The 13,584-nt window shown below is 63.6% G+C and carries 13 protein-coding genes; 3 read left to right on the top strand and 10 right to left on the bottom strand.

The window, feature by feature from the left end; translation table 11 throughout:
- The 5 genes from B2V90_RS13530 to B2V90_RS13550 form a co-directional block, all read right to left on the bottom strand.
- A partial coding sequence (locus B2V90_RS13530; RefSeq protein ID WP_293921707.1) for a Bug family tripartite tricarboxylate transporter substrate binding protein occupies nt 1–617 on the bottom strand: 617 nt, incomplete at its 3' end.
- Between the two features lie 93 nt (nt 618–710).
- A complete protein-coding gene (locus B2V90_RS13535; RefSeq protein ID WP_293921709.1) occupies nt 711–1,481 on the bottom strand; it encodes an ABC transporter permease in 771 nt (256 codons plus the stop codon).
- Nucleotides 1,478–2,410 (bottom strand): ABC transporter ATP-binding protein, encoded by a 933-nt coding sequence (locus tag B2V90_RS13540; RefSeq protein ID WP_009821289.1) that lies wholly within the window; start codon nt 2,408–2,410, stop codon nt 1,478–1,480. The genes B2V90_RS13535 and B2V90_RS13540 overlap by 4 nt, the downstream gene beginning before the upstream one ends.
- Nucleotides 2,411–2,470: 60 nt before the next feature.
- Entirely contained in the window at nt 2,471–3,100 is a 630-nt protein-coding gene (locus B2V90_RS13545; protein WP_228220417.1) for a class I SAM-dependent methyltransferase, read from the bottom strand.
- 90 nt (nt 3,101–3,190) lie between these two features.
- The gene (locus tag B2V90_RS13550; protein ID WP_228220418.1) at nt 3,191–4,084 is read right to left on the bottom strand and encodes a LysR family transcriptional regulator; all 894 of its coding nucleotides are present in this window, start codon (nt 4,082–4,084) and stop codon (nt 3,191–3,193) included.
- A 139-nt stretch (nt 4,085–4,223) separates the two neighbouring features.
- On the opposite strand from B2V90_RS13550, the gene B2V90_RS13555 reads away from it, so the two are divergent.
- From B2V90_RS13555 to mmsB, 3 genes are read left to right on the top strand one after another with little or no spacing between them, the layout of a single operon-like run.
- On the top strand, nt 4,224–5,369 hold the full coding sequence (locus B2V90_RS13555; protein ID WP_228220419.1) for an acyl-CoA dehydrogenase family protein: 1,146 nt from the start codon (nt 4,224–4,226) through the stop codon (nt 5,367–5,369).
- 32 nt (nt 5,370–5,401) lie between these two features.
- A complete protein-coding gene (locus B2V90_RS13560; protein WP_228220562.1) occupies nt 5,402–6,487 on the top strand; it encodes an enoyl-CoA hydratase/isomerase family protein in 1,086 nt (361 codons plus the stop codon).
- A 30-nt stretch (nt 6,488–6,517) separates the two neighbouring features.
- A complete protein-coding gene (mmsB, locus tag B2V90_RS13565; protein WP_228220420.1) occupies nt 6,518–7,402 on the top strand; it encodes a 3-hydroxyisobutyrate dehydrogenase in 885 nt (294 codons plus the stop codon).
- A gap of 14 nt (nt 7,403–7,416) precedes the next feature.
- On the opposite strand, the gene B2V90_RS13570 is transcribed toward mmsB, so the two are convergent.
- From B2V90_RS13570 to folE, 5 genes are all read right to left on the bottom strand, one after another.
- The gene (locus B2V90_RS13570) at nt 7,417–8,646 is read right to left on the bottom strand and encodes a dipeptidase (RefSeq protein WP_228220421.1); all 1,230 of its coding nucleotides are present in this window, start codon (nt 8,644–8,646) and stop codon (nt 7,417–7,419) included.
- Nucleotides 8,646–11,018, bottom strand: coding sequence for a TonB-dependent receptor (locus tag B2V90_RS13575; RefSeq protein WP_228220422.1), 2,373 nt, complete (start codon nt 11,016–11,018; stop codon nt 8,646–8,648). Before B2V90_RS13575 ends, B2V90_RS13570 begins: the two co-directional genes overlap by 1 nt.
- 193 nt (nt 11,019–11,211) lie before the next feature.
- A complete protein-coding gene (locus B2V90_RS13580; protein WP_228220423.1) occupies nt 11,212–11,991 on the bottom strand; it encodes an enoyl-CoA hydratase-related protein in 780 nt (259 codons plus the stop codon).
- 87 nt (nt 11,992–12,078) lie between these two features.
- Nucleotides 12,079–12,918 carry an SDR family oxidoreductase gene (locus B2V90_RS13585; protein WP_228220424.1) on the bottom strand — a complete coding sequence of 280 codons (840 nt, stop codon included), beginning with the start codon at nt 12,916–12,918 and terminating at the stop codon, nt 12,079–12,081.
- Nucleotides 12,915–13,520, bottom strand: a complete 606-nt coding sequence (folE, locus tag B2V90_RS13590) for a GTP cyclohydrolase I FolE (RefSeq protein WP_228220425.1) — start codon at nt 13,518–13,520, stop codon at nt 12,915–12,917. Before folE ends, B2V90_RS13585 begins: the two co-directional genes overlap by 4 nt.
- Nucleotides 13,521–13,584 lie beyond the last annotated feature (64 nt).

Consider the following 13,584-nt stretch of genomic DNA (forward strand, 5'->3'; position numbering starts at 1 on the left):
GGCCAGCCGAAATCGACGCGATTGGTCAGCAGGTCGCCCATCATCGGTGCGCCGCCGCGGTAGTGCACCGTCTCGAACGGCACATTGTCGCGCAGGAGAATCTTCGCGCCGAGCAGATGCGACGGCGAGCCGAGCCCCGGCGTGCCGAAGGTCAGACCGCCCTGCTTCTTCTTTCCGAATTCGTGCAACTCAGCGAGCGTCTTGGCCGGGCTTTCGGCCGGTATCGCCAGCACGACCACGCTGTTGAACAGGTAGGTGATCGGCGAGAAGCCTTTCACCGGGTCATAGGCTGCGCTGCTGACGGCCGGCACCGTCGCGTGCTGCGACCCCGAGAACCCCAGAAGCGTGTAGCCGTCGGGCGTTGCGTTCTGGACGTAGGCCGCCGCCACACCGCCGCCCGCGCCGGTCTTGTTCTCGACGATGACACGCTGGCCTGTGACCTTCGCCACCGCCTCGGCATAGAGACGCGCGGTGACGTCGGTGATGCCGCCAGCGGCAAGTCCGACCATCAGGGTGATCGGACGATTGGGATAATCGGCCTGCGCCTGCGCGCCCGTTGCCAAAAGCGCCAGTCCGAGAGCAGCCAGCGCCGTGCGGCGCGCGAGCTTCAACGTCACGAAAGCCTCCCCTCAATCGATCCGAACCCGTTCGTTGCGCGAACCGTAGCATCGCGCGCCGCCCGGCGGGAAGGATCGCCAAAGTCGCAGAAATTACGTCTTGATCCGGTAGCCGGTGCGGAAAATCCACGTCACGATGACGAGGCACGCCAGCAGGAAAGCACCGGTCGCCGCGAGGCTCCAGCCGATGTGCACGTCGGCGACCTCGTAGAAGGACCAGCGGAAGCCCGACACCAGATACACCACCGGGTTGAACAGGCTGATGGTCTGCCACGCCGGCGGCAGCACGTTGATCGAATAGAAGCTGCCGCCCAGGAACGTCAGCGGCGTGATGATGAGCAGCGGAATGATCTGCAGCTTCTCGAACCCATCGGCCCAGATGCCAATGATGAAGCCGAACAGGCTGAAGCTGAACGCGGTCAGCACCAGGAACGCCAGCATCGCGCCGGGATGCGCGATCCGCAGCGGCACGAAGAAGCCCGCGGTCGCCAGGATGATGAGACCGAGGACGATCGACTTGGTCGCGGCCGCGCCGACGTAGCCCATCACGATCTCCAGCGGCGAGATTGGCGCCGAAAGAAGTTCGTAGATCGTGCCGACGAAGCGCGGGAAGTAGATGCCGAACGAGGCGTTCATCACGCTCTGCGTCAAGAGCGTCAGCATGATCAGCCCCGGCACGATGAACGCGCCATAGCTCACGCCCTCGATCTCGGTGATGCGCGAGCCGATGGCTGCGCCGAACACCACGAAATAGAGCGACGTGGTGATGACCGGGACCAGCAGGCCCGTGAGCAGCGTGCGCCGGAACCGGTGCAGCTCAAACTTGTAGATGGCGGCGATGGCGCGCAGATTCTGAATGCTCATGCGGCCTTCTCCTGATGAACCAGGCTGACGAAGATATCCTCCAGGCTGCTCTGGCGCGTGTTGAGGTCCTTGTAGCCCAGGCCCAGGTCGCCCAGCCGTCGCAACAGCGACGACACGCCCGTCCGCTCCGCCTGCGCATCGAAAATATATTCGATTTCCTGCCCTTCGGCATGGAGCGTGAGGTCCCAGTCCGCCAGTTCCGGCGGCAGCGTCGCGATAGGGTCGATCAGGACGATCGTCAGCGTCTTCTTGCCCAGCTTCTTCATGAGCGCGGTCTTTTCCTCGACCAGCATCAGTTCGCCCCGGTTGATGACGCCCACGCGGTCGGCCATTTCCTCGGCCTCCTCGATATAATGGGTGGTCAGGATGATGGTGACGCCGGTCTGGCGCAGTTCGCCGATCAGCTTCCACATGTCGCGCCGCAGCTCGACATCGACGCCCGCGGTCGGCTCGTCCAGGAACAGGACGCGCGGCTCATGGCTCAGCGCCTTGGCAATCATCACCCGGCGCTTCATGCCGCCCGACAATTCCAATATCTTGCTGTGCCGCTTGTCCCACAGGGACAGGTCGCGCAGGATTTTTTCGACATAGGCGTCGTTGCGCGGCTTGCCGAACAGGCCGCGGCTGAACGTCACGGTGTCGATCACCCGTTCGAACTGATCGGTGCTCAATTCCTGGGGCACCAGCCCGATCGCGCTGCGCGCGCCCCGATAATCGCGCGCGATATCATGCCCTGCGACCTGCACCTCGCCGCCGGTCGGCCGCGCAATGCCGCAGATAATGGAGATCATCGTCGTCTTGCCCGCGCCATTGGGGCCCAGCAGCGCGAAAATCTCACCCTCTTCGATCGAAAGATCGACGCCCTTTAGCGCCTCAAAGCCCGACGCATAGCGTTTGGTCAGGCCGCGTATGTTGATAATGGATGCCATGAACGGCGGTCCCCCTTTTCGCGTTGCGGCGAAGATAGGGGGCCGATGGCCTTATGCAACCTATTGCCCGCGCCTGAAGAACCGGAAAACGGTCGCCGGCGGGAAGTTGCGCACGGTATGCCCGTCGCGCACCACGTCCAGTCCCAGGGCATCGAGTATGTCGCGGTTGACTGGCGGGCGCATCGAATAGGTGAATTGTATGAAGCTGCCACCTGGCCGCAGCATATGGAAGGCTTCGGACAGGATGTCGGCATGGACATGGCGGTCCATCGCCAGCAGCGGCAGGCCGCTCACCACCAGCTGATAGTCGCCAGGTTCGCCGGCCGTCGCCGTCGATACGATCTGCGCCGGCGTTTCGAGTACCGAAACCGAGGGGAAATGACGCCGCAGCCCGCGCGCGAACGCCGGGTTGATTTCCACCACCTCCAGATGGTTCGCCGGAAGTCCGGTTTCCAGGATGGCGCGCGTGAACACGCCCGTACCGCCGCCCAACTCCAGCACGCGACCGCCGGCAGGGTCGATCTGCTCGACCATCAGGCGCGCGAGGAAGCGGCTGGACGGCACGACAGAGGCCGTCTGGCGGGGCTTCTTTACCCACGCGGCCAGAAAATCCAGATATTCGGTGGCGCGCGTGCGCAACTCGCTATTGGGCAAGGCGATTGCCCGGCTGCGCTTGGACCTATGCTGCATGGGCGAAATGCGACCGCTCTCTATCCATCGCGACTCCCTTAGCGGCGTCGTGCGCCCGCGTCGATCAGCTTTCGCGGCTTTGATAGCGGATCATTGGCCCGGACGCTGCCCGCTAAGCAGGTCAACCCGCTCCTGCAACCACTCGGCGACCGCACCGATCCGCGCCAGGTGGCGCAGGTCGCCATGCATGACGAGCCAGAAGCTGCGGGTGATTTCCACCGCATCCGTCATGATCGCGGTCAAAGCTGGATCGCGCCGGCCGATGAAATCAGGCAGCACCCCGATGCCCGCCCCTTCCGCGATCATCCGCTGCTGCATGTTGATGCTGGTCGCGCGCAACTGCGCCTCCAGCCCCGCTTCCACCTCGTCCAGATAATCCAGTTCGGGCGAAAAGATGAATTCGGGCACGTAGCCGATCAGCACATGATGGCGCAGGTCGGCGGATGTGATGGGATGTCCGGCCCTGTCCAGATAGGCAGGCGCGGCATAAAGGTGCAGACGATAGTCGCCCAGCCGCCGCACCGTCAGCCGCCCACGCTGCGGGCGCGCCAACATGACCGCCATGTCGGCCTCGCGATTGGACGGATTGAGGAAACCCGATGCCGTCACCAGGTCCAGCCTTATGCCGGGGTGACGCCGGTTGAACGCCCCCATGCCCGGCGCCAGCACCCAGGTCCCGAATCCTTCCGCGACCGACAGGCGCACCTGCCCGCTCAAGCGATGCTCCTGCCCCTTCACCTCCTCCATGGCTGCCAGCGCGGCACTTTCGGCCCCTTCGGCATGGCGCAGCAGCGTCAGCCCGCTGGTGGTCAGGGCGCGCTCGCCCCCGCCCATTTCGAACAGGTCGGCCCCCAGCGCCTTTTCTAGTCGCGACAGACGGCGCGCGATGGTCGTCGCGTCGATACCAAGCGCGCGGGCGGCAGGGGCGATCTTTCGTGCGCGCGCAACCGCCAGAAACACCCGCAGATCATCCCAGTCGAACATTTTAACCCCTGCAAATTTGCAGCATATTGATGCACAACTTCCCCATTGCTGGCAAGGATGCGGCATTGCTACAATCGAGGAAGACGAAGATCATGGCGCGCAGACCGACATGACGGAACAGGCGCGGAGCTAGGAGAGCATGACCCAATTCGATCTGACCGAAGACCAGCGCGCGATCCAGGACATGGCGCAGCGCTTTACGGCTGACGCCATCACGCCATTCGCCGGCGAATGGGACGAAAAGCACATCTTTCCCCGCGACACGATCAAGTCCGCCGCCGAACTCGGCTTTGGCGGCATCTATGTGTCGGAAGCGTCGGGCGGCATCGGCCTTGGCCGGCTGGAAGCCGCGCTGATCATGGAAGCCATGGCCTATGGCTGCCCGTCAACCAGCGCCTTCATATCGATCCACAACATGGCTGCATGGATGATCGATCGGTTCGGCAGCCAGGCGCTCAAGGACAAATATCTGCCCTCCATGATCCCGATGGACCGTTTGGGTAGCTATTGCCTGACCGAGGCCGGATCGGGCTCGGACGCCGCAGCGCTCAAGACGCGGGCGGTGCGCGATGGCGACCATTATGTCGTCACCGGGTCCAAGCAGTTTATTTCGGGCGGCGGCGAAAATGAACTCTATGTCGTCATGGTGCGGACGGGCGAGGATGGCCCCAGGGGGATCAGCTGCCTCGTGATCGAAAAGGACATGGAAGGCGTCAGCTTCGGCGCGCCCGAGCGCAAGCTTGGCTGGCATTCGCAGCCCACCGCGCAGGTCAATTTCGATGGTGTGCGCGTGCCCGTGGACAATCTGGTCGGGGCGGAAGGCGAGGGCTTTCGCATCGCCATGATGGGGCTGGACGGCGGGCGGCTCAATATCGGCGCCTGCTCGCTGGGCGGGGCGCAGCGCTGCATCGACGAGGCCGTGCGCTATACCAAGGACCGCAAGCAGTTCGGTCAGGCGATCGCCGATTTCCAGAATACGCAATTCATGCTGGCCGACATGCTGACCGAATTGGAGGCCGCGCGGACCCTGCTCTACGCGGCCGCCGTCAAGGTGACGGAGAACGCGCCCGACAAGACGCGCTTTGCCGCCATGGCCAAGCGGCTGGCGACGGACACGGGGTCGTCGGTCGTTGACCGCGCGCTCCAGCTGCATGGCGGCTATGGCTATCTGATGGACTATCCGGTTGAACGCTTCTGGCGCGATTTACGGGTTCATTCGATCCTGGAGGGCACCAACCAGGTCATGCGCATGATCGTCGCCCGCGACATGCTGCGGCAGGGATGATGGCTGCGCCCACCCACCAGCGGGAGATGGACATGACGGACCCGGTGCTGACCTTCATCGAAAATGGCGTCGGCCGCATCCGGCTGAACCGTCCCAGGGCGATCCACGCGCTCACGCCCGAAATGTGCGTCGCCATCATCGACGCGCTGCTTGGCTGGGCGAAGGACGACAGCGTGGTCGCGGTCATGATCGACCATCTGCCCGCGCCCGATGGCGACCCCAAATTGTCGCGCGGCTTTTGCGCCGGGGGTGATATCGCCCTCATCGCCAACAGCGCAAAAACGGACTGCGTCGAGGCCGAGCGCTTCTTCAGCATCGAATATCGGATGAACCATCTGTTGTTCGTCTATGACAAGCCGATCGTCGCCTTCATGGACGGCATCGTCATGGGCGGCGGCGTTGGCCTGTCCCTGCCGGCGCGTTACCGTGTCGCGACCGAACGCACGACCTTTGCCATGCCCGAAACCGGCATCGGCCTGTTTCCCGATGTGGGGGGCGGCTGGTATCTCCCGCGCCTGCCGGGGCGCATAGGCGCCTGGCTCGCGGTGACCGGCGCCCGGATCGACGGGGCCGATTGTGCCGCTATCGGCATCGCCACCCATTATATGCCGTCCGAAGCGCTGGATGCCGTCAAGGCGCGCATCCTGACCAACCCATGGGACCTGACGCTTGTGCTCGATGCGGCCAACGCCCAGCCGCCCCGCTCCAAGCTGGCCGCATCGCGCGCCGATATCGACCGGTTGTTCGCGTCCGACACGGCGGAGGAGATCGTCGCAGCGCTGGAAGCGGACGGGGGCGAATGGGCGCACAAGCAGCTATCAATTTTGCGCACCAAATCGCCCCAGACGATCAAGGTCGCGCTGCGCCAGCTGGTGGAAGGCGCGGCCAAGTCCAGCTTCGCCGACAATATGGCGATGGAATATGGCCTTGCCTGCGCCATCATCCGCCGGCCCGATTTTGTCGAAGGCGTGCGCGCGGTGATTTTCGACAAGGACAATGCGCCGCGCTGGACCCCGGCAACGCTGGAAGAGGTGAGCGAGGCGATGATCGACGCGATCTTTTCCCCGCTGCCGGCCGACCGGAGCTGGACGCCCCTGCCCGACTTCGCCGACGCCTGATCGGCCTACATCACTAAGGAGGATGCCGACATGACCCAGACGATCGCCTTCATCGGGCTTGGCAATATGGGCGGTGGCATGGCCGCCAATCTGCTCAAAAACGGCTATGCCGTGCGCGCCTTCGACCTGTCGGAGGAAGCGCTGGTCAAGGCCGAAGGCCATGGCGCGGTGCGTGCGGCAAACGCTGCGGACGCCGCTGCCGGAGCCGACGCCGTCGTCACCATGCTGCCCGCCGGCAGCCATGTCGAAGCCGTCTACACTGGCGAGGTTTTCGGCGCGGCCAAAGCCGGCGCGCTGTTCCTCGACTGTTCCACCATAGACGTCGCGACCGCCCGGCGCGTGAGCGAAGCGGCCAGCGCCGCCGGTTTCGCGATGGTCGACGCCCCGGTATCGGGCGGCATCGCGGCGGCCAATGGGGGCACGTTGACCTTCATGGTCGGGGGCACGGACGCGGCCTTCGACAGCGCCAGGCCGATCCTGTCCGCCATGGGTAAGGCGGTGATCCACGCCGGCGGCGCGGGCAATGGCCAAGCAGCCAAAATCTGCAACAACATGCTGCTGGGCGCGACCATGGTCGCGACCTGCGAAACCTTTGCCATGGCGCGGAAGCTGGGGCTCGACCCGCAGACCTTCTACGACATCAGCAGCGTGTCGTCGGGTCAGAGCTGGTCGATGACCAGCTATTGCCCGGTGCCTAATGTCGGCCCGCAAACGCCCGCCGACAATGGCTATCAAGGTGGCTTTGCCGTGGGCCTGATGCTGAAAGACCTCAAGCTGGCGAGCGCGGCGGCCGCGTCGGTCGGCGCATCGGTGCCGATGGGTAATGCGGCCGAGGCGCTGTATCAGATGCTCGCCAACCAAGGAGAAGGCGGGCGCGACTTCTCCTTGATGATCGAGATGCTGGAGGGGAAATAGGCGCGAACACGCGCCTATTGGGCTTTCCCGGCCTCCGCCGCCGCCAGCACGCGCAGGACATTGCCCGACCAGATTTTCTGGACGTCCGCCTCGCTATAACCGGCCTTTAGCAGGGCGGCGGTGATCTTGGGCAGGTCGACCACATCCTCCATGCCGACGACGCCGCCACCGCCATCCCAGTCCGCGCCAATCCCGACATGGTCTGGTCCCACCACCTCCAATGCATGAAGCATATGCGTCATGAAATCGTCAAAGGTCGCCCGGTCGGTCTCCGGGTAGAGCCGGTCGATCTCCCGCCGCTTAGCCAGCAGATCTGCGCGCTTCTCTGCCGTTATCTTCCCGCCCTCGCGCAATGACGCGAACAGCGCGCTCATCGCCTTCTGCCGCTCCGGGTTGGGTTTGGACGCTTTCAGATAGCTTCCATAGGCGTTCATCTGGATGACCCCGCCCTTTGCCGCCAGCGCCTTCAAATGCGCGTCGTCAACATTGCGCGGATGGTCATAGACCGCCTTGCAGCCCGAATGGGTGAGCAACACCGGGGTCGTTGACAGCGCCAGCAGGTCGTCCAGCACCTGGTCGCTGCTGTGCGAGGCGTCGGGCACGACGCCCAGCCGGTTCATCTCCTTGAGCAGTTCCTTGCCCAGCGGCGACAGCCCGCCAAAGCGCGGCTTGCCCGACGGGTCGGTCGAACTGTCGGCGAACTGGTTATGCGCGAAATGGGCAAAGCCCACCACGCGGACGCCCATGGCGTAAAATGTGTCGAGCAACGACACGTCCTCGCCCAGCGGATAGGCGTTTTCGATGGACATATAGACGACGCGCTTGCCCTTTGCGGCGATGGGCGCGGCGTCCTTGGCTTCAAGCGCCAGCGCGAAATTGTCGGGATCGGCGGCGACCATATTGCGGATCGACAGGCCGCGCAGGATCGCAAAGTCGCGCGCCTTGCGGAACCCTTCGAACGTCAGCGGTCCCTGGCTCGTGTAAATCGCCCAGAAGCCGCCATCCAGCCCGCCCTTCTTCATGCGGGGCAGATCGACCTGCGTGAAATCATGCAGCACGTCATGCTCTTCGTCGATCGACCAGCCGGGCAGGTCGAGCGAGGCAGGCGTGTCGAGATGGCTGTCGAGCGTCAGCAGCTTCTGATGCAATTGGTAGGTCTGCTTCGACACCGCCGGCTCTTGCGCCATCGCGGCTGTCGGGAGCAACGCAACGAGCGCCGCCCCCATCATCATCATCGCGCGCATCAGATTTCCCCCGTCAGCGTGAACTGGAAGGTGCGCGGGCTCAGCGGGCGGAAGAAACCGTCTCCGGTCACGGACGAAGAAATATAGGACAGCGTATCCTTGTCGAACAGATTGTCGATGTTGAACCGCGCCTTCACGCTCTTGATCGGGCCGAAGGTCCAGCCATCGCCAATATCGACATAGGCGCTGAACACGGTGAAGCCCGGCACGCTGGACCCTGCGGCATTGGTGAAGGTCGACCAGCGTTTCGACGTATATTTGCCCGAAATATTGGCCACCAGCCAGCTTGCCGGTTCGATGGTAATGCCGCCGCCGACGATCCATTTCGCGCTGTCGGGAATATATTTGCCCGCAATCTCGATTGGCGTGGCCGCGGGGATGTCATCCTTGAACTTGGCGTTGTTGTAGGTGACGTTGAGGTTGCCATAGGCCAGTCCATTGAGGAAGGCGGGCTTGTAGGTTCCGCTGAACTCGACGCCATAGGCGCGCACCCGGCCGACATTCTGGAAGAATGTTTCCGTAGCCGCCCCGCCGCTGCCCGGAAGGATGGAGGTGATCGACTGAATGCGGTTCTTGAACTTCGTATAATAACCGGCGAGCGAAGCATAAAGCTGGCCCTGGTTGGTGCGGATGCCAACTTCCATATTGGTCGACCGTTCGGGCGCGGGCTGCGGCACCAGCGCGCCGCCGGCGCGGATGGCGGAGTAAATGTCGTCCATCCCCTTGGGCAGCGCCATATTTTCGGCGTAGGAGGCGAAGACCTGAGTGCGGCCATCAATCTTGTAGAGCAGGCCAGCCATCGGCAGGAACATGTCGCGATATTGGGCGCGATTGACGCTGGGGCCATAGCCGGGCACCGCAACGCCGCCGACCGTCCGATAATAGTCGTCGAAATCGCGATAGCCGGTATAGCGGTAATCCATCATCAGGCCCTTGAAGCCAAGATCGAGCACCAGTTGCTCATCGGCGAGCTTGAGCGTGTCCTTCAGGAAAATCTGGAGCGTGTCGCGCTTCGAGCGATAATCGCGGCGCAGATAGACGAGTTCGTCCAGCAACGGTGCGCCATCGGGGGCGCCATCGACGGTGTTATAGCGCGCCTGCGTGCGATGATATTTGTCGACTTCGGCCCACATGCCGGTTTCGACCGTATTGACGCCCATCTCCCAGTGCAGCTTTGTGGTGATGCCATAGCGGTCGCCGCCCACGCCCGATCGACCGAACTCCACGCCTTTGGGCGCCGTGACGGGCAGGCCTACCGCGACCTGCCCGGTATAACGCGTCAGGGAATTGGCATAGGTATCGGGCGAAACACCATAACCGCTCTTGTCCTCCCAATAGAGGGTGGATTCGGCCCAGACGCCATCCGCGATCCCGGCATGGAAGGTCGCGCCGTACAGCTTGTCCTTCCGGACGTTGATGGCGAGGTTGTAGACCTGCGCATAATTGCTGTTGGAATAATAGACGCTCGGAACGGTCGGTTCGAAGCCCGGCGTCGTGTTGGGGACATTTTCAATATAGGCATAATCGCGCCCGCATGCGCCCGTCAGGCTTTTGACCGTGCAATTATATTGCGCGCGGGTGAGCGTTGGCGAATCATAATCGAAAAAGTCATTCGACACGAATTTGAACCGCGCCCAGCTGTCGCCGCCCAGGTCGGCGTGGATCTGCCCTTCCCAATGTTCGCGATCGACCGATCCCGGCCCGCGCCACAGGTCGGTGTCCAGCTTGGTGCGGCTGACATAGGCCTTGAACGGGCCGACGCGTCCCGTGCTGGCGCGGATGAAGGTGCGCTTCATGTTGAAGTCGCCAAAGCTCTGCGACACGAACAGGCCCATATCCTCCTGCGGCGCGATGCTGTTATACTGCACCACCGGCCCCAGCGTCGAATAGCTGGGCAGGGACACGTCGCCCGCGCCCACCGCCGCTTCGACCACGCCCAGATTTTCATTATCGACATAGCGGAACACCGGGCTGCCGCCAAAGGCATCGCTGCGACCGGTCGGGATGCCATCAACCACGAACCCGATCTGGTCGAGGTTGAAGGCGCGGGTCTGGACGCTGTTGCCAAACTCATACAGCCCCAGCGCGCCGTCAGTCTGCACATTGAAGCCGGGCAGTTGCTCCAGCATCTTGAGACCCGAAATGCCCGACGGCGCGGACAGCAGCGCCTCGCGCGTGACCGCGACGACGTTGCTGATCTTGTCCTCGCCGATCGCCTCCGACGCCTGCGAGACGCGGCGGCCCGTCACGGTGATCAGATCTTCGTCGCCAGCGGCCGGCTCCTGCGCCTGGGCCGTGCTCAGGGCACCGGCGGCGCTCGCCAGCAGCAGGGCGGCGCGCGCGGAAAGACGAATGGGCAAACGGACGGACATGAAAAGGCTCCCCTGGCTAATGCGAGCCGATCAGGTGGCGCGGCGATCCGCACCCCCTCTCCATTGGTCGCTGGCCAGGTCTGGACGCACCCACCAGTCGTTTCAGTTGTCTGTTGAAACGAGGTTGGTGCGCCAAGCCGCTATCTGTCCGTCAACAATCTCCCTGTTGTTGCAATATAGCAACAAAAGCGCATCAGCGCCCCTTCCAGACGCCCGCGCGCTTTTCGACAAAGGCGGTCATGCCTTCCTTCTTGTCCTCGGTCGCGGTGAGTATCTGAAACAGGCGGCGTTCGGTAAGCAGGCCCTGCGCCAGCCCGGTTTCGAACGCGATATTGACCATTTCCTTGTTCACCATCGCGGCCATGGGCGGCATGGAGGCGATCAGCGCAGCGTCCTTGAGCGCTTCGTCCAGCAACGTCGCGGCCGGCACGATCCGGCTGACGAGGCCAGCACGCTCGGCCTCTTCCGCACCCATCATGCGGCCGGTGAGGCACATGTCCATCGCCTTTGCCTTGCCGACCGCGCGGGTCAGCCGCTGCGACCCGCCCATGCCGGGCGCCACGCCCAGCTTGATTTCGGGCTGGCCGAACTTCGCGCTGTCAGCAGCGATGATATAGTCCGCCATCATCGCCAGTTCGCAGCCCCCGCCGAGCGCAAAGCCATTGACCGCCGCGATCCAGGGTTTGCGCGTGGCAACCACGCCGGTCTGCCAGCCGGAAAAGAAATCCTCCAGGAAGAAGTCGGCGGCGTCCTTGTCCACCATTTCCTTGATGTCGGCGCCGGCGGCGAAAGCCTTTTCCCCGCTGCCCGTCAGCACCGCGCAGCGCTGCGTCGGATCGGCATCATAGGCGCCGAACGCCGCGCTCAGATCAGCGAGCACCCGGCTGTTGAGCGCGTTGAGCGCCTGCGGCCGGTTAAGCGTGATCAACGTTACCGCGTCGCGCTGTTCGACCAGGATCGTTTCATAGGTCATCGCCATCTCCCTTATGTCCATTGAGGACCGCTTTATGGCGATGCTCGGTGGATCGCCAGCCCTCCTGCCCTTGCAATTGTGCCAATGTCATCGGCACAGATGCATGAAATCGCGCTCATAGCTTTTGAGGTGCGCACCGCCATCGACGTAGAGCGTCTGACCGGTGACGGCGCTCGCGTCCGTCAGATAAAGGACGGCCTGCGCAATCTCTTCCGCCTGCGGCAGGCGCGCGAGCGGCATCATCTCGCCCAGTCGCTCCATTTGCGCTGCGTCATAATCGGGCGTCGCGATGGTAAGGCCCGGCGCGACCGCGTTGACGCGCACTTTGGGCGCCAGGCTGGCGGCACTCGTCCGGGTGAGACCGGCAAGCGCCAGTTTTGAAAGCGTGTAGGCCAGTTGATCTCCATGGGGATGGTCGATCCGCTGGTCGAGGATATTGATGATGCACCGGTCGACCGCGCCGGCCGGCACGGTCGCGAACGCCTTGGTCAGCATGACGGGCGCCGCGCAATTCACCGCATAATGGCGCATCAGATCATCGGCCGTCACCGTGTCCAGCTGATCCTGCCCGAACATCGCCGCGCTGTTCACCAAAATGTCGGGCGGTCGTCCGAAGCGCTCGGCGACCTTCGCCACCAGTTCCTCAGCGCCCTCGGGGTCAGCAAAATCGACGACGAAACCATCCCATTCCGTCCCTTCCTCCTCCAGCGCCAGCGCCAGGTGGGAATCAAGCCGCGTGTCATGACTGCCGTGGATGGCCAGCGAATGGCCGGCGCGCGCCAAAGCGGCGGAAATAATGCCGCCCAGCCGCCGGTGCCCGCCCGTCACCAGCGCGAGCCGCTTGGCGGCCAGCGGCTTGCCCACCGGCTCTGCATCAGCCCGCGCACGCCCCAACGGACGATATCCCGTCTCTTGCGGCTCAATCATGCGCTGATGAGCTTCAGCACTTCCTCGCGCGATTTTTCATCATCGCGGAACACGCCGAGCATGCGGCTAGTCTTCATGATGACGTTGGGCGTGCGCACGCCCCGGCCGGTCATGCAGCCATGGGTCGCCTCGATAACGACGGCGACGCCCTGGGGTTTCAGATGCTCCTGGATGCAGTTGGCGACTTCGGACGTCAGCCTTTCCTGCACCTGCAACCGGTTGGCATAGGCATGGAGCACCCGCGCCAGTTTCGAGATACCCACGACATAGTCGCCAGGCAGATAGGCGATATGCGCCTTGCCAACGATCGGCGCCATATGATGTTCGCAATGCGACTGAAACGGAATATCCTTCAGCAGGACGATGTCGTCATAGCCGCCCACTTCATGGAAGATGCGTGAAAGATGATAGGCCGGATCGTCGTCATAGCCGCGGCAATATTCCCGCCAGGCCCGTGCCACCCGCTCGGGCGTCTCCAGCAAGCCTTCCCGTTCGGGCGCGTCGCCGGCCCAGCGGATCAAGGTGCGGATGGCCTCGCTGACGTCCGCGGGCACCGGTTCCTTGCCTTCGCCAATGGTTTCCGCATCAATGTCACACGCCATGGGTCCTCGCCGCTCCTTTCCTGATCGCCCCGCATATGGCGATTGGGGGGGACCCTGACCAGTC

The sequence above is a fragment of the Sphingobium sp. UBA5915 genome, assembly GCF_002431195.1.
GTDB classification, from domain to species: Bacteria; Pseudomonadota; Alphaproteobacteria; order Sphingomonadales; family Sphingomonadaceae; genus Sphingobium; species Sphingobium soli.